This window comes from Marichromatium sp. AB32 (genome assembly GCF_003718675.1).
Lineage (GTDB): Bacteria > Pseudomonadota > Gammaproteobacteria > Chromatiales > Chromatiaceae > Marichromatium > Marichromatium gracile.
The window spans coordinates 1-15523 of sequence record NZ_RHFJ01000005.1 but is presented as its reverse complement, the minus strand read 5'-3'; the positions used below and the strand labels follow the sequence as shown (position 1 = coordinate 15523).

At 69.4% G+C, this 15523-nt stretch carries 15 protein-coding genes; 11 read left to right on the top strand and 4 right to left on the bottom strand.

Annotation, left to right across the window (positions count from 1 at the left end; all coding sequences use genetic code 11):
* The first annotated feature begins 2 nt into the window (after nt 1-2).
* The 7 genes from dsrK to EBL85_RS02780 all read left to right on the top strand — a co-directional run bounded on the left by dsrK (nt 3) and on the right by EBL85_RS02780 (nt 7914).
* Entirely contained in the window at nt 3-1532 is a 1530-nt protein-coding gene (dsrK, locus tag EBL85_RS02810) for a sulfate reduction electron transfer complex DsrMKJOP subunit DsrK (protein ID WP_123140635.1), read from the top strand.
* 83 nt (nt 1533-1615) lie between these two features.
* Entirely contained in the window at nt 1616-3580 is a 1965-nt protein-coding gene (locus EBL85_RS02805) for an NAD(P)-binding protein (protein WP_123142119.1), read from the top strand.
* Nucleotides 3581-3599: 19 nt separating this feature from the next.
* On the top strand, nt 3600-4067 hold the full coding sequence (locus tag EBL85_RS02800; RefSeq protein WP_005223301.1) for a hypothetical protein: 468 nt from the start codon (nt 3600-3602) through the stop codon (nt 4065-4067).
* Nucleotides 4064-4837: a sulfate reduction electron transfer complex DsrMKJOP subunit DsrO gene (gene dsrO, locus EBL85_RS02795; protein ID WP_005223303.1), complete on the top strand. Its 774-nt coding sequence runs from the start codon at nt 4064-4066 to the stop codon at nt 4835-4837. The genes EBL85_RS02800 and dsrO overlap by 4 nt, the downstream gene beginning before the upstream one ends.
* 21 nt (nt 4838-4858) lie before the next feature.
* A complete protein-coding gene (nrfD, locus tag EBL85_RS02790; protein WP_123142118.1) occupies nt 4859-6106 on the top strand; it encodes an NrfD/PsrC family molybdoenzyme membrane anchor subunit in 1248 nt (415 codons plus the stop codon).
* 59 nt (nt 6107-6165) lie between these two features.
* Nucleotides 6166-7542 carry a cobyrinate a,c-diamide synthase gene (locus EBL85_RS02785; RefSeq protein WP_123140637.1) on the top strand — a complete coding sequence of 459 codons (1377 nt, stop codon included), beginning with the start codon at nt 6166-6168 and terminating at the stop codon, nt 7540-7542.
* A 57-nt stretch (nt 7543-7599) separates the two neighbouring features.
* A complete protein-coding gene (locus EBL85_RS02780; RefSeq protein ID WP_123140638.1) occupies nt 7600-7914 on the top strand; it encodes an iron-sulfur cluster assembly accessory protein in 315 nt (104 codons plus the stop codon).
* Between the two features lie 12 nt (nt 7915-7926).
* On the opposite strand, the gene EBL85_RS02775 is transcribed toward EBL85_RS02780, so the two are convergent.
* Genes EBL85_RS02775 through grxC form a run of 3 tightly spaced genes read right to left on the bottom strand, consistent with a single transcriptional unit; the run spans nt 7927 to nt 9036 of the window.
* On the bottom strand, nt 7927-8364 hold the full coding sequence (locus tag EBL85_RS02775) for a hypothetical protein (RefSeq protein WP_123142117.1): 438 nt from the start codon (nt 8362-8364) through the stop codon (nt 7927-7929).
* Nucleotides 8365-8371: 7 nt separating this feature from the next.
* Nucleotides 8372-8785, bottom strand: a complete 414-nt coding sequence (locus EBL85_RS02770) for an RNA-binding S4 domain-containing protein (protein WP_123140640.1) — start codon at nt 8783-8785, stop codon at nt 8372-8374.
* Nucleotides 8782-9036, bottom strand: a complete 255-nt coding sequence (gene grxC, locus EBL85_RS02765; RefSeq protein ID WP_123140641.1) for a glutaredoxin 3 — start codon at nt 9034-9036, stop codon at nt 8782-8784. The genes EBL85_RS02770 and grxC overlap by 4 nt, the downstream gene beginning before the upstream one ends.
* A gap of 147 nt (nt 9037-9183) precedes the next feature.
* On the opposite strand from grxC, the gene pepN reads away from it, so the two are divergent.
* The 4 genes from pepN (at nt 9184) to EBL85_RS02745 (ending at nt 14091) form a co-directional block, all read left to right on the top strand.
* The gene (pepN, locus tag EBL85_RS02760; RefSeq protein ID WP_123142116.1) at nt 9184-11823 is read left to right on the top strand and encodes an aminopeptidase N; all 2640 of its coding nucleotides are present in this window, start codon (nt 9184-9186) and stop codon (nt 11821-11823) included.
* A 106-nt stretch (nt 11824-11929) separates the two neighbouring features.
* Nucleotides 11930-12268 (top strand): zinc ribbon domain-containing protein YjdM, encoded by a 339-nt coding sequence (locus EBL85_RS02755; protein ID WP_005223319.1) that lies wholly within the window; start codon nt 11930-11932, stop codon nt 12266-12268.
* 88 nt (nt 12269-12356) lie between these two features.
* The gene (gene lptF, locus EBL85_RS02750; protein ID WP_123140643.1) at nt 12357-13460 is read left to right on the top strand and encodes an LPS export ABC transporter permease LptF; all 1104 of its coding nucleotides are present in this window, start codon (nt 12357-12359) and stop codon (nt 13458-13460) included.
* Nucleotides 13461-13473: 13 nt separating this feature from the next.
* Nucleotides 13474-14091 carry a LysE family transporter gene (locus EBL85_RS02745; RefSeq protein WP_123140644.1) on the top strand — a complete coding sequence of 206 codons (618 nt, stop codon included), beginning with the start codon at nt 13474-13476 and terminating at the stop codon, nt 14089-14091.
* 7 nt (nt 14092-14098) lie between these two features.
* Here EBL85_RS02745 and EBL85_RS17575 read toward each other — a convergent pair.
* Nucleotides 14099-15523 (bottom strand): calcium-binding protein (locus EBL85_RS17575; protein ID WP_369964113.1); only part of this gene is annotated, 1425 nt, incomplete at its 5' end.

Below are 15523 nucleotides of genomic sequence, written 5' to 3'. Positions count from 1 at the left end.
CCATGGCCAAGGCAACATTCGACGTCCCCGAGCTGACCCCCTACACCGAGGTGCCCGCGGTTACCCCGGAGGCCATGGCTCACAGCGCCCCCTTCGTCTCCAAGGCCGAGTTCCAGGCGCCGCTCGGCTTCCCCGGCGAGCTGGTCGAGGACTGGCAGACGCGGGCGATCGACAAGATGGGCGAGCTGCTCGGCAAGTATCGCTCGCTGCGCGTCTATCTCGACTCCTGCGTCAAGTGCGGGGCCTGTACCGACAAGTGTCACTACTTCCTCGGCACCCAGGACCCGAAGAACATGCCGGTGGGCCGCCAGGACCTGATGCGCAAGGTCTATCGGCGCTACTTCACCCTCGGCGGTCGGTTCTTCCCCAAGCTCGTCGGCGCCGAGGACTTCACCAAGGAGGTGCTCGACGACTGGTACAGCTATTTCCACCAGTGCTCGCAGTGTCGGCGCTGCTCGGTGTTCTGTCCCTATGGCATCGATACCGCCGAGATCTCGATGGCCGCGCGCGAGATCATGGACAGCATCGGGGTGGGGCAGAAGTACTGCAACGAGATCATCGGCAAGGTCTACAAGATCGGCAACAACCTCGGCCTGCCCGGCCCGGCGCTGGTCGATACCCTCGAGGGTCTCGAGGAGGACGTCTTCGACGAGACCGGCGTCAAGGTGCGCTACCCGATCGACGAGGAGGGCGCCGAGATCCTGCTGGTCACCCCCTCGGCCGACTTCTTCGCCGAGCCGCACGTCGACGGGCTGATCGGCTACGGCAAGGTCTTCCATGCCGCCGGGGTGTCCTGGACGCTGAGTTCGCACGCCTCCGAAGCGGCCAACTTCGGCATGTTCATCGGCTCCTACGACAACATGCGCCGGGTCGCCCAGCGCATTCGCGAGGCGGCCATCGCGCTCAAGGTCAAGCGCATCGTCTTCGGCGAGTGTGGCCACGCCTGGCGGGTGGCCTACAGCTTCCTCAACACCCTCGCCGGGCCCTGGGACTTCCTCGACCCGCGCTATCCGGTGCCGCAGCACATCTGCGAGTTCACCCACGACCTGATCGAGCAGGGGCGGCTGACCTTCGACAAGTCCGAGAACGACGACAAGGTCATCACCTTCCACGACAGCTGCAACGTCGCCCGCGCCTCGCGCATGGGCGAGGTCCCCGGCGGCCAGTTCGAGATCCCGCGCGCGATCATCCGCGCCACCTGCAATCACTTCTACGACATGGACGAGGACACCATCCGCGACCGCACCTTCTGTTGCGGCGGTGGCGGCGGGCTGCTCACCGACGACCTCATCGAGCTGCGGGTGAAGGGGGCCAAGCCCCGGCTCGATGCGCTCAACAACGTGATGCAGGAGAAGGGGGTGACGCACATGGCGGCGATCTGCGCCATCTGCAAGAGCCAGTTCACCAAGGTGCTGCCCTACTACGGCATGGAGATGGATCAGATCGTCAGTCTCCACCAGTTGGTCTCCAACGCGATCGTGCTGGAGGGCGGCGAGGACGACGACGAGGAGGACGCGCCCGCGGCGGCCTGATCCCGGGCCGGCGACGGGACGCGCGCGACAAGACACCCGGGTCGGTCATCCGGGGGCAATTCGGTCACTAGAGAGAGAACCCTATGGCGACTTCCAGCGACGAGATGAAGACCAAGCCTTCCTGGCGCCGCTTCGAGGACGGGGCCAACGTCTGGGAGGATCTGACCGACAAGATCTTCATGGAGGACAGCTCCCACAAGTGTCCGACCTATGTCCACAAGACCCCGCCCTGTCAGGGCAGTTGCCCCTCGGGCGAGGACATCCGCGGCTGGCTGCAGATCGTGCGCGGGCTCGAGCAACCGCCGGCGGACATGGACTGGCGCGAGTACGCCTTTCGCCGCTCGACCGATGCCAACCCCTTCCCGGCGATGATGGGCCGGGTCTGTCCCGCACCCTGTCAGGACGGTTGCAACCGCAACGCGCTGGAAGACTTCGTCGGCATCAACGCCGTCGAGCAGTTCATCGGCGACTCGGCCATCGACAACGGCTACCGCTTCGCCCCGCCGCCGCCGGACACCGGCAAGCGGGTGGCGATCGTCGGCGGTGGTCCGGCGGGGCTGGCCGCCGCCTATCAGCTGCGGCGCCGGGGGCACGCCTGCACCATCTTCGAGGCCAACAGCGCGCTCGGCGGCATGTTCCGCTTCGGCATCCCCGGCTATCGGGTGCCGCGCGACCGGCTCGATGCCGAGATCCAGCGCATCCTCGACCTCGGCCAGGTCGAGGTGCGGCTCAATACCCGGGTCGGGCGCGATCTCGCCGTCGCCGAACTCGAGCGCGACTACGACGCCGTGCTCTGGGCGCTCGGCTGTCAGAGCGGGCGGGGGCTGCCGGTACCGGGGTGGGAGGGCACGCCCAACTGTGTCTCCGGCGTCGCCTTCCTCAAGGCCTTCAACGAGGGGCGGATGAAGGTCACCGCCGCCAAGGTGGTCTGCGTCGGTGGCGGCGACACCTCGATCGACGTGGTCTCGGTGGCGCGTCGTCTCGGCCACCTGCCCGATCACGCCAAGCGCGACCTCCCCGAGACGGTGATCCACGACGGCTATCTCGCCCACGACACCGCCGGCGCGGCCGCCGCCGAGGGCGCCGAGGTGACCCTGACCTCGCTGTTCTCGCGCGAGCAGATGACCGCCGCCGAGCATGAGGTCACCGATGCCACCCGCGAGGGCGTGACCATCCTCGATGGGGTGATGCCGCTCGAGGTGCTCAAGAACGCCGAAGGGCGCGCCACCGGGCTGCGGGTCGCCGACTGCCGCATGGAGGAGGGGCGGCCGGTGGCGGTCGAGGGCACCGAGCGGGTGCTCGAGGCCGATCTGATCGTCTCGGCGATCGGCCAGGGCGGTGATCTCTCCGGCCTCGAGACCCTCGACAACGGTCGCGGGCTGATCGACGCCGACAAGTTCCATCAGGTGCCGGGCCGTCCGGGACACTTCGTCGCCGGCGACATCATCCGTCCCCACCTGCTCACCACCGCCATCGGTCAGGCCTGGGTCGCGGTCGAGTCGATCGACGCCTATCTCGGTCAGGTCGAGCAGCGGCGCCGCCCCAAGGTCGACGTCCATCACTTCAACCTGCTCGACAAGCTCGCCGAGGTTGAGCGCGCGCCGCAGCCCTTCGTCGTCGGCGAGGCCGGCGACCTGCGCGGCACCTCGGCGGCGGACTATGCGGTGCACAACTACGAGGACCGCTCCGGGGCCGAGGTCATCCCCCATGAGGAGCTCTATCTCGGTCACTTCAACCACCATGCCCGCAACCTCCGTCAGGAGCAGGTGCCGAGCGCCGAGCAGGTGCTCGCTCACTTCGCCGAGCGGGTTGCCGGGTTGAGCGAGGCGCAGGCGATCGACGAGGCCAAGCGCTGCATGAGCTGCGGGATGTGCTTCGAGTGCGACAACTGCGTCATCTTCTGTCCGCAGGACGCGGTGTTCCGGGTCGACAAGGCCGCGCGCACCACCGGACGCTATGTCGACACCGATTACAGTCGCTGTATCGGCTGTCACATCTGCGCCGACGTCTGTCCGACCGGCTACATCAAGATGGGACTGGGCGAATAGTCCCGAGGGAGAGGCGCCGATGGTCAATGCTGTATCAACCACCCGGACGCTCGCCGTGGCCCTGCTGTGGATGCTCGCCGTCCTCGCGGTGGCGCCCTCGGCCAGCGCCCGCAACTATGTGGTGCCCGGCTCCGAGGCCGCCGGGCTCGGTGCCTGTGTCGAGCCCACCGAGCTGATGCGTCGCCAGCACATGGAGTTCATCAAGCACCAGCGCGATCGCACCGTGCACAGCGGTATCCGCACCAGCAAGTACAGCCTCGCCGGCTGTGTCGAGTGCCACATCGGTCACGATGTCCGGGGACAGGCCGTGCCGATCAACCGCGCCGACCAGTTCTGCGGCGCCTGTCATGCCTATGCCGCGGTCGATCTCAACTGCTTCGATTGCCATGCGGCGGTACCGCGTGGCCCCATGGCCGGGCCCATGGCCGAGGCCGCGCGGCGCGCCGTGGGCGAGGCGCACCACGGTCAGGGAGCGGGACAACCATGAGCGAACAACGAGCGGAGATCGATCGGGAGCGGCGTCGGCTGCTCGGGGCGGCGGCCGGCGCCGGGGCGGCGCTGGCCGCGCCGGCGGTGGTGGTGCGCGCGCTCGAGACCACCCCGCGTGACAACCCGGCCGACGGCCGGGTGCGCTGGGGGCTGGCGATCGACACGGCCAAGTGTGCCGCGGGCTGTACGGCCTGTGTCGATGCCTGCGCCCATGAGAACGGGCTCGACCTGCAGCGCCCGCCCGAGGGGGCGACGCCCGCCGATTGGGCGGCGCAGCGCGCGGTGTGGGTCCGCAAGGTCCGGCTGCGCGACGACCAGACCGGGCGCGAGACCAATCTGCCGCTGATGTGCCAGCACTGCGAGCATCCGCCCTGTGTCGACGTCTGTCCCACCGGCGCCTCCTTCAAGCGCGCCGATGGCATCGTCATGGTCGACCGTCACACCTGCATCGGTTGTCGCTACTGCATGATGGCCTGCCCCTACAAGGCGCGCAGCTTCATCCACGAGGCGCTGAGCGATCAGCTCAGTCACGTGCCGCGTGGCAAGGGCTGTGTCGAGAGCTGCAATCTCTGCGTCCACCGGCGCGACTTCGGCATCCCCTCGACGGCCTGTGCCGAGGCCTGCGCCGAGACCGGACACGGCGCCATCCTGTTCGGCGACCTGGCCGACCCGGACAGCGCCATCAGTCGGTTCCTCGCCAGCGAGCCGACCCGCCAGATCCGCGAGGACCTGGCGCTCAATACCGGGGTGCGCTATGCCGGCGTCTGATCCCGGCGGGAGAGTCTGAGCATGAAGCGAATCGTCTATCGCGAATGGCGTCTCGCCCCGGCGCGCTACTGGGGTATCCTCGGCGTGCTCGCCCTGATGGTGGGGGCCGGGCTGCTCGCCTTCGCCTACATGGAGCACGAGGGACACTGGGTCACCGGGATGAACAACGCGGTGGTCTGGGGCACGCCGCACGTGTTCGCGGTGTTCCTCATCATCGCCTCGTCCGGGGCGCTCAACATCGCCTCGATCGGCAGCGTCTTCCGCAAGCCGATCTACAAACCCCTGGGACGGCTCTCGGGGCTGCTGGCGATGGCCCTGCTCGCCGGCGGACTGATGGTGCTGGTGCTCGACCTGGGACGCCCGGAACGCCTGGTGGTCGCGCTCACCACCTACAACTTCAAGTCGATCTTCGCCTGGAACATCTTCCTCTACACCGGCTTCATGGCGATCGTGATCGCCTATCTGTGGAGCATGGCCGACCGCAAGGGCGACCCCTTCATCCGTCCGGTCGGGATCTTCGCGCTGGTCTGGCGTCTGGCGCTGACCACCGGCACCGGCTCCATCTTCGGTTTTCTGGTGGCGCGTCAGGCCTATGACGCGGCGATCCTCGGGCCGATGTTCGTGGCCATGTCCTTCGCCTACGGGCTGGCGCTGTTCGTGCTCGTGCTGATGTTCGGCTTCGCCGAGGACCGGCGTCCGATCGGCGCGCGGATGCTGCGCCGACTGAAGAACCTGCTGGCGGTGTTCGTGCTCGCCGTGCTCTATTTCACCCTGGTCTATCACCTCACCAGCGCCTATGGGTCCAAGGACCAGGGGTTCGAGGGCTGGCTGCTGTTCGGCGGCGGGGTCTACACCTTCCTCTTCTGGGTCGGCTGGATCCTGCTCGGCTCCTTGGTGCCGCTCGGCATCCTCTACCACCCGGTACGCGGCGCCGAGGCACCCTGGGTCGCCGCCGCCTGCGTGCTGGTGATCCTCGGCGGTCTGGCCGCGCTCGCGGTGGTGATCATCGCCAGCCAGGCCTATCCGTTGCAGCTCTTCCCCGGCAAGACCATCCTCGAGTCCGGTTTTCTCGACGGTGTCGGTGGCCAGCCGGCGCCCTATCACCCGACCCTGCCGGAGCTGCTGCTCGGGTTCGGCGGGGTGGGGCTGGCGCTGCTGATCACCGCCGTCGGGGTGCGGGTGCTGCAGTTCCTCCCCGAGTCGCTCGCCGACGAGGTGTTGCCGATCGACGAGGAGACCATCGAGCAGCCGGTCGCCAAGGCCGCCTGACCCACCCGCGTCCGCGTCGCTGCCGAGTCGGCGACGCGGACCTTGATCCGCGATCCCGAATGGCCCACCTCTATCTCTCCGCGCCGCAGAAGTCCTCGGGCAAGACCACGCTCGCCATCGGTCTGTGTCGCGCCTTGCGCGGGCGTGGCCTGGCGGTACAGCCGTTCAAGAAGGGACCCGACTACATCGACCCGCTGTGGCTGAGCCAAGCCGCCGGGCGCCTCTGTCTCAACCTCGACTTCAACACCATGGATCGCGCCGAGATCCTCGCGGCCTTCGGGCGCGAGTGCGCCGGGGCCGATGTGGCGCTGATCGAGGGCAACATGGGGCTGTTCGACGACACCGCGCTCGACGGTGCCAACAGCAACGCCGCGCTCGCCCGGGCGCTCGCCGCGCCGGTGGTGCTGGTGGTCAACTGTCAGGGCATGGGGCGCGGCATCGCGCCCCTGCTGCTCGGCTACCAGACCTTCGACCCCGGGCTGCGGCTCGCCGGGGTGGTGCTCAACCGGGTCGGCTCGGCGCGTCACGCCGCCGGGCTGGTGCGCGCCGTCGAGCACTACACCGACCTGCCGGTGCTCGGGGTGATCGAGCGCGACGCCGCGCTCGCCATCGACGAGCGCCATCTCGGGCTGATGCCGAGCATCGAGACGGCGAGCGCCGAGTCGACCATCGACACTCTGGCGCGCCGGGTCGCCGAGCAGCTCGATCTCGATCAGTTGCTGGCGCTCGCCGAGTCGGCCCCGGTGCCGCCCGCGCCGCCGCCCGAGCCGGCGGTGGCGCCGCACGGCGCCGGGCTGCGTATCGGCATCGCCCGCGATGCGGTGTTCGGGTTCTACTACCCCGACGACCTGCGCGCGCTCGCCCGCGCCGGTGCCGAGCTGGTCCCTTTCAGTCCACTGGTCGATGCCGAGCTGCCGGCGGTCGATGCGCTGTTCATCGGCGGCGGCTTCCCCGAGCTGCGGATGGCCGAGCTGGAGGCCAATCGTACGCTGCGCGCCCAGATCGCCGAGTTCGTCGCCGCAGGCCGACCCGTCTATGCCGAGTGCGGCGGGCTGATGTATCTCTGCGCCGGGCTGCATTGGCGCGGCGAGCGCCGCGCCATGGTCGGCGCGCTCGCCGCCGAGGTGATGATGCACCCGCGCCCGCAGGGGCGGGGGCTGGTGCGGCTGCGCGAGACCGGGGATCATCCCTGGCCCGGTGGCGGGGCGGGTCGCGAGCTGGCCGCGCACGAGTTCCATCACTCGGCGTTGATCGCGCCCGACCCGGGGTGGCGCTATGGCTTCGAGGTGGTGCGCGGCAGCGGCATCGACGGTCGGCACGACGGCGTGGTACAGCAACGGCTGCTCGCCTGCTACAGTCATCTGCGCGACGTCGGCGGCAGCGGCTGGACCGGGCGCTTCCTGCGACAGGTCGCCCGCAGTCTCGGCGGGCCCTAGCCCGTGAGGTGCTGCGGCGCGGTGTCAGGGAACACGACTGAAGACCAAGGGGATGAGATGTTCAGACTCACCACGGCGGCCGCCCGACAGGTGCTCGAGGCGGCCAGACAGGGCGGGACCGAGGGGCTGGCGCTGCGGCTCGCCGCGCACCAAGGGCCCGATGGCGGGATCGACTACCGCATGGGTTTCGACGAGGTCGGCGAGGAGGATATCCGCTTCCAGACCGAGGGGATCGAGGTCTGCATGGCGCCCGAGCACGTGCCGTTGCTCGATGAGGCGACCATGGACTATGTCGAGCTGGAACCGGGCCAGTTCCACTTCATCTTCCTCAACCCCAGGGATCCGCACTATCAGCCACCCGCCGAGGGTTGAGCGCGCGCCGCCTCAGCGCTGCTCGCGGCGACGACCGCGATAGGCGCTGATCCGGCGGACGATGTGCTCGAAGGGCAGTGCCTCGAGGCTGCCGTAGCGTGCGCGTGCCTCGACCAGCAGGGCATGGACGTCACCGATCGCCCGGGTCGAGGCGTCGGGTGCCAGCGCGGTGGCGATGCCGCGCAGCCCGCCGAGCTGCAGCCGCAGGCTCTGGGCGTGTGACAGCCGCTCGCGGGTGCCCGGGGTGGCGAGCGCGAAGCGCGCGCGCTCGCGCAGCAGCAGCCGCAACGCGCGACAGCGCCGCCAGGGCGACTCGGCACCACAGCGCACGCCGCTGCGCTCGCCGATGCAGTAGCGCTCGGCATGACTGCAGTCGTGCGCGTTCAGCAGCGCCAGCGCGAAGGCGCACTCGCGCGCCGCCTCTCGCACCTCGCCGGGCTCCTCGTCCAAGCGTTGTTCACTCCTGCCCGTGGGACGGGTCGGTGAAGCGGTGGATCTGCCGTCGGTCGCGCTTGGTGGGGCGTCCGCGCCGGTCGTGAATCTCGCCGCGCTCGCGCCGTTCGTGCACCAGCGCCTGACGGCGCAGCCGGCTGGCCTCGTCCTCGACATAGAGGGTGGCGGCCTCGGTCGCGCCACGACGTTGACGATCGATCGCCACGACCTCGATCTCCCAGGTCAGGGCGCCCTTGTGGATTTCCAGCCGGTTGCCGGGACGGATGGTGCGTCCGGGCTTGGCGCGCTGGCCCTCGACATGGACCTTGCCGCCGTTGATCGCCTCGACGGCAAGCTGGCGGGTCTTGAAAAAGCGCGCCGCCCACAGCCACTTGTCGAGTCGCAGGCTGTCGAGCGCCCGGGCGTCGCCGGCGCTCATGCCGCGAGCAGCGGGTCGAGGTCGCCGCAGACGTCGAGTTCGGCCATGTCGTCATAGCCGCCGATATGACGCTCGCCGATGAAGATCTGCGGCACCGTGTGGCGACCGCTGCGCTCGATCATCACCGCGCGCTGTGCCGGGTCGTCGTTGATGTCGATCTCCTCGTAGACGACGCCCTTGCGCTCGAGCAGCCGGCGGGCACGGATGCAGTAGGGACAGGTCTGGGTGGTGTAGAGGGTGACTCGGGGCATGGTTTCGCTCTGTCGATGGCTCGGGTAGTAACATGTCGATGAAGGCCGCGGGCGGTTGAAATCGCGCCGGTCCGCCGGAAAGCTTCAAGCAGAAGCAAGGCGCGCGGTCTCCCGCCGTCGTCTCGTCGACTCGTCATCAGGATCATCATGTATCGTAACAACCCGCACCCTGTCCATCTCAAGGATTACCGTCCACCCGAGTTCCTGATCGATACCGTCGATCTGCGTTTCGAACTCGATGCCGACCGGACCCTGGTCGAGGCGCGTCTGGCGCTGCGTCGCAATCCCGCCGCCACCCGCGGCGACGGTGATCTGCGGCTCGACGGCGAACAGCTCGAACTCGAGTCGGTGGCCCTCGACGATCAGCCGCTGACCCCGGCCGAGTATCGGATCGAGCCCGAGTCGCTGACCATCCACCGCGTCCCCGACCGCTTCACCCTCACCACCCGGGTGACGATCAGCCCGAGCCAGAACACCGCGCTCGAGGGGCTCTACCAGTCCGGCGACATGCTCTGCACCCAGTGCGAGGCCGAGGGCTTCCGCCGCATCACCTATTTTCTCGATCGCCCGGACGTGATGGCGCGCTTCACCACCACGCTGATCGCCGACACCGAGCGCTATCCGGTGCTGCTCGCCAACGGCAACCCCGCCGAACAACGCACCCTCGACGACGGTCGCCAGCTGGCGCGCTGGGTCGATCCCTTCCCCAAGCCCTGCTATCTGTTCGCGCTCATCGCCGGCGACCTGCGCGCGGTCGAGGACCGCTTCACCACCGCCTCCGGGCGCGAGGTGGCGCTGCGCATCTATGTCGAGCCGCACAACCTCGACAAGTGCGACCACGCAATGCGCTCGCTCAAGCAGTCGATGCGCTGGGACGAGGAGCGCTACGGGCGCGAGTACGACCTCGACATCTTCATGATCGTCGCCGTCAGCCACTTCAACATGGGCGCGATGGAGAACAAGGGGCTCAACGTCTTCAACGACAAGTACGTGCTCGCCCGCCCCGACACCGCCACCGATCAGGACTTCCAGGGTATCGAGGGGGTGATCGCCCACGAGTACTTCCACAACTGGACCGGCAACCGCATCACCTGTCGCGACTGGTTCCAGCTCAGTCTCAAGGAGGGCTTCACCGTCTATCGCGACCAGGAGTTCTCCGCCGACATGGGCTCGCGCGGGGTCAAGCGCATCGCCGACGTGCGTCTGCTGCGCGCTCACCAGTTCGCCGAGGACGCCAGCCCCATGGCTCATCCGGTGCGCCCCGAGTCCTATATCGAGATCAACAACTTCTACACCGTCACCGTCTACGAGAAGGGCGCCGAGCTGGTGCGGATGCAGGCCGCACTGCTCGGTCCCGAGCGTTTCCGTCGCGCCACCGACCTCTATTTCGAGCGCCATGACGGTCAGGCGGTGACCACCGACGACTTCGTGCGCTGCATGGAGGACGCCAGTGGCTGCGATCTCGGTCAGTTCCGTCGCTGGTACAGCCAGGCCGGCACCCCGGAGCTCGAGGTCGAGGGTCATCACGACGCCGGATCGGCGACCTATCGGCTGCGGGTGCGTCAACACACCCCGTCGACCCCGGGGCAGCCGGAGAAGGCGCCGCTGCACCTGCCGCTGGCCCTGGCGCTGCTCGATGCCGAGGGGCGCGAGCTGGCGCTGCGCCTCGACGGCGAGGACGGGGCGGCGCCCGCCGGCACCCGGGTGCTGGAGCTGCGCGAGGCCGAGCAGTGCTTCACCTTCGTCGATGTCCCCGAGCCGCCGGTGCCCTCGCTGCTGCGTGGATTCAGCGCCCCGGTGCGGCTGCGCTTCGACTACAGCGATGCCGAGTTGATGTTCCTGATGGCCCATGACGGCGACGGCTTCAACCGCTGGGATGCGGCCCAGACGCTGATGCAGCGTCTGTTGCTGCGACTGGTGGAGGATGCCGCCGCGGTGATCCCCGAGTCCTTCTTCGCCGCTTTCGCCCAGGCGCTCGACGATCGCACCGGCGATCCGGCGCTGCTCGCCGAGGTGCTGACCCTGCCCGCCGAGTCCTATCTCGGCGATCAGCTGGCGGTGGTCGACGTCGACGGTATCCATCGCGCCCGTTGTACCCTGGAGCGGGCCATCGGCGCGCGGTTGCGCGATCGGTTGCTGGCGGTCCACGCCGCCCATGACGACACCGGCCCCTATCGCCTCACCCCCGAGGCGATCGGTGCGCGGGCGCTGAAGAACCGCGCCCTGGGCTATCTGCTCGCCGCCGGCGACGCCGAGGGGCTGGCGCGCTGCATCGCCCAGTTCGAGGCCGCACGCAACATGACCGACTGCATCAGCGCGCTGCGCCTGCTGGTCGACCATGGCGGCGAGGCCGGGCTGGAGGCGCTGAGCAGTTTCCACACCCGCTGGTCGGGCGAGCCGCTGGTGCTCGACAAGTGGTTCAGCGTCCAGGCCACCAGCCCACGGCCCGATACCCTGGCGCGGGTCGAGCGGCTGATGCGCGACCCCGACTTCTCGCTGCGCAATCCCAATCGTGTGCGCAGCCTGATCGGCGCCTTCTGCAACGCCAACCCGGTGTGCTTCCACGCCGCCGACGGCAGCGGTTATCGCTTCCTCGCCGATCGCGTGCTCGAGCTTGATCCGCTCAACCCCCAGGTCGCCTCGCGGCTGATGCGCGCGCTGGTGCGCTGGCGGCGCTTCGATGCCGCTCGCCAGGCGCTGATGCGCGCCGAGATCGAGCGCGTGCTCGCCGCCGAGGCGCTCTCGCGCGACGTCTACGAGGTCGCGGCCAAGGCGCTCGAGGACTGAGCGCGCCAGGGCCCGCCACCCGCGGCGGGTCCTGTCATCCCCTTGTCAAAGCCGCGCCGACCCACTACCGTGCTCGGCTTCCCATCGATCCACTCAGGAATTCACCATGTCCGATTACCCGCGTTGCCCTCGGTGTGAGAGCGAGAACACCTATTCCGACGGCATGCTCTACATCTGCCCCGATTGCGCCCACGAGTGGTCGATGCATGAGGAGGAGACGGAGGAGCAGGCCGAGGCCGGGGTGCGCGACGCCAACGGCAACCTGCTCGCCGACGGCGATACCGTGGTGGTGATCAAGGACCTCAAGGTCAAGGGCAGCTCCTCGCCGTTGAAGGTCGGTACCAAGATCAAGAACATCCGTCTGGTCGACGGCGACCACGAGGTCGACTGCAAGACCGATCTCGGCAACCTGATGCTCAAGGCCTGCTATCTGCGCAAGGCCTGAGCGCCTCCTCGATCACCGGGGTCGGTCGCCGATGGCGGCGATCGGCCCGCGCGTGTCAGAATGACACCGCTCGGGTAACGGAAACGCCATGCTCGGAATCGTCGATCGCTATGTGCTGCGGGAGGTGACCAAGGTCTTCCTGGCCATCGTGCTGACGCTCGCGCTGATCGTCGCCAGCATGTTGTTGCTGCGCACCTTCGAGGAGGTCAACGTCGGCGCGCTGAGCGTGACCCTGGTGTTCCGCTTCCTTGGTTATCAGCTGGTGCGCGATGCCTCCAGCCTGTTGCCGCCGGCCTTCTTCCTCGCCGCGCTGGTCACCCTCAGCCGCCTGGCGCGCGACAGCGAGCTGATCGCCATGCACGCCTGCGGGCTCGGTCCCTCGCGCACCTATCGCGCGCTGCTGCTGCTCGCCGTCCCGGTCGCCGCGCTCACCGCCTGGTTCGCCCTGGTGCTCCAACCCTGGGCGGCCACCGGCATCCAGGACATCCGCATGCAGCAGAAGGAGCAGGCGGCGCAGATCGCCGGGCTGCAGCCGGGACGCTTCTATGTCGAGGAAGAGGGCGATGTGGTGGTCTATATCGGCGCGATCGACCGCCATCGCTCGCTCGGCGACGTCTTCCTGCTCGATCGGCGCGGTGGCACCAACCGCATGGTGGTCAGCGAAGGCGGGGTGCACCGGCTCGAGGAGGGCAGCGGCGACCATCTGGTCACCCTCACCAGCGGTCATCGCTTCGACGGCAACCCCGGAGAGGCCGCCTTCATGATCGGCGACTTCGATGCCTACGAGATCCGTATCCGCGCCAAGGAGCGCGCCGCGCGCGCGCGCGGCAAGCGCTCGACGGTCCCGACCTCGGAGCTGCGCGTCGCCGCCGACCTGGCCGATCGGGTCGAGTTCGAACACCGTCTGGCCGCGCCGCTGGCGATCTTCACCCTGGCGGTGCTGGCGATCCCGCTGGTGGCGGTCTCGCCGCGTCAGAGTTCGACCGGACGTCTGGCGCTCGCCTTCCTCGCCTATTTCTGCTTCTTCAACCTGCAGCGTCTCGCCGAGGGTTGGCTCGAGGAGGGCATCACTCCGCTATGGCTGAGCAGCCAGTGGTATCAGCTGTTGATCCTAGTCGTCGTCTATCTCGCACTGCTCCCCGACAGCCTGTGGGCGCGCCGGGTGCTCGGACGCTGGCGGCGCGCGGATTAGTCCGCCCAGGGCGATGGAGCTCCTGCCCTGGCAGCCGTTGATCGCGGGTCTGATGCTGGGCGTGGCGATCGCTGCTCCCCCTGGTCCGGTGGGGCTGCTGTGCATGAGCCGTACCCTGGCCCACGGCGCGCGCAATGGCTTGGCGACCGGTCTGGGTGCGGCCCTGGCCGATGCCTGCTACGGTGCGCTGGTGGCCCTCGGCGCCACCGCCCTTGCCGAGCTGCTCACCGCTCATGCCGCCGGGCTGCGCCTGACCGGTGGCCTCCTGTTGATACTGCTGGGCATGCGTCAGCTGGTCGATGTCGCAGTCGTGCCGTCGGCGGTTCCAGCGCCCCCGCGGCACGGCTCGGCGTTGCTCTCGGCCCTGGCCCTGACCCTCACCAACCCGATGACCCTCTTCGCCTTCGTCGTCGCCCTGGCCGCCTTCGGTCAGTCGGGGGCGACCATTGCCAGTAGTGGGGCCTGGGCCCTGGTCGTCGGGGTGTTGCTTGGCTCGATGCTGTGGTGGTGCCTGCTGGTCGCGCTGGTGGTGTGGCTCGGGCGTCTGCTGTCGGCGTCTGCCCAGCGCCGTATCCGCCTGCTCTCGGCGCTGGCGCTGATGGCGCTGGGCGGCGCGGTCCTGCTCGGTTGAACCAGGCTCAGGCGAGCAGCAGCGCGGTGTCGGCAACGGTGCCGAGTCGTCCCTCGGCCGCGCCCCAGAGGACGAAGTGCGAGGTGGCGTCGAGCCCGGCGGCGGCGACGTCGGGGTTGTCCGCGAGATAGGCGGCGGTGTCGAACCAGGGGCCGGGGGCGCGGTTCTCGTCGGCGCCGTAGGACCAGTAGTGCTCGACGGCCGAGGCGAAGGTGCCGGCGGCGACGGCGGCGGCGACGTCGGGGTTGTCGGCGAGGTAGTCCTCGCCGTCCCAGAGCGCGTGCGGTGCGCGCCCCTCGGCGATGCCCCATTGCTGGAAGTGGTCCAGGGCGGTGGCGAAGGTGCCGGCGGCGACGGCGGCGGCGACGTCCGGGTTCTCGGCGAGATAGAAGCTCGCGTCGAAGGCGTTGCCGTCGGTGAACTGGCGCGCCGCCGAGAAGGTCTGCACCAGGGTGATGGCGCCATCGGCGGTGCTGACCAGCAGCTCGACATCGGCGCCGAGGGTATCGGTGCCGGTGGGGCCGAGCAGGGTGGCCGAGCCGTCGGCCGCGCGCGTCAGCGTCAGCTCGGCCATGGTGGCGGCGACCTCGGCGGTGTCGGCGCCAAAGCCGCCAGCAAGCTGGTCGTTGCCGCTGCCGCCGACGAGGATATCGGCGCCGAGTCCGCCGTCGAGCCGGTCGTCGCCGCCATCGCCGAAGAGGCGGTCGCGCCCGCCGGCCGAGCCGAGGGTGTCGTCGCCGCCACCGCCGCGGATGATGTCGTCGTCGGGGCCGAAGAAGAGCACCTGGGCGCTGCCGTCGCCCTGGACGATGTCGACGTCCGGGCCCGCGTCGCCGTCGTCGCCGCGGAAGCTGCCGGGCCCGCGCACCACCAGGGTGCCGGCGCCGGCGACGACGATCTCGACCGGCCCCAGGGGGGCGCCCGCGGCATCGTAGAGCGCGCTGGTGTCGACCACCACCAGGGTCGGGCGGGCGTCGCTGCCACTGCCGTCGCCGAGGTCGATGGTCAGGCGCAGCGGGGCATCCCCCGTGCCCCCCTCGCTCGGCCACACCGGGGTGACCTGCACCACCTCGACGCCGCCGCCGGCGGCGCGGGCCTCCAGCGAATCGATCAGCGCCGCACGTCCGGCCGCCTCCTCGGGGTCGGCTGCGGCGTCGTCGCCGCCGGTGAGGGTCTCGAGCGCGCTGCGCTCGGTGCTCACCCGGCTGGTGGCGATCAGCCCGAGCGACTCGGGCTTGCTCACCTTCACGCCCCCGACCGGGATGTCGACCTCCGGGCTGCTCGGGTCGACGTCGGTGCGCTCGCCCGGGGCGCTCGGGTCGCTGACCACCACCGCGACAGACTCGCCGGTGCGACTGTCGGTGGTGGTGCCGGTGGTCACCGGGGCGCCGTCGAGGGTGGTGTCGGTGAAGTCCGTGGTGGGGTTGAAGAT

Coding starts and splice junctions, on each gene's coding strand:
- dsrK (WP_123140635.1), top strand. CDS start 3: ATGGCCAAGGCAACATTCGACGTCCCCGAGCTGACCCCCTACACCGAG.
- EBL85_RS02805 (WP_123142119.1), top strand. CDS start 1,616: ATGGCGACTTCCAGCGACGAGATGAAGACCAAGCCTTCCTGGCGCCGC.
- EBL85_RS02800 (WP_005223301.1), top strand. CDS start 3,600: ATGGTCAATGCTGTATCAACCACCCGGACGCTCGCCGTGGCCCTGCTG.
- dsrO (WP_005223303.1), top strand. CDS start 4,064: ATGAGCGAACAACGAGCGGAGATCGATCGGGAGCGGCGTCGGCTGCTC.
- nrfD (WP_123142118.1), top strand. CDS start 4,859: ATGAAGCGAATCGTCTATCGCGAATGGCGTCTCGCCCCGGCGCGCTAC.
- EBL85_RS02785 (WP_123140637.1), top strand. CDS start 6,166: ATGGCCCACCTCTATCTCTCCGCGCCGCAGAAGTCCTCGGGCAAGACC.
- EBL85_RS02780 (WP_123140638.1), top strand. CDS start 7,600: ATGTTCAGACTCACCACGGCGGCCGCCCGACAGGTGCTCGAGGCGGCC.
- EBL85_RS02770 (WP_123140640.1), bottom strand. CDS start 8,785: ATGAGCGCCGGCGACGCCCGGGCGCTCGACAGCCTGCGACTCGACAAG.
- grxC (WP_123140641.1), bottom strand. CDS start 9,036: ATGCCCCGAGTCACCCTCTACACCACCCAGACCTGTCCCTACTGCATC.
- pepN (WP_123142116.1), top strand. CDS start 9,184: ATGTATCGTAACAACCCGCACCCTGTCCATCTCAAGGATTACCGTCCA.
- EBL85_RS02755 (WP_005223319.1), top strand. CDS start 11,930: ATGTCCGATTACCCGCGTTGCCCTCGGTGTGAGAGCGAGAACACCTAT.
- lptF (WP_123140643.1), top strand. CDS start 12,357: ATGCTCGGAATCGTCGATCGCTATGTGCTGCGGGAGGTGACCAAGGTC.
- EBL85_RS02745 (WP_123140644.1), top strand. CDS start 13,474: ATGGAGCTCCTGCCCTGGCAGCCGTTGATCGCGGGTCTGATGCTGGGC.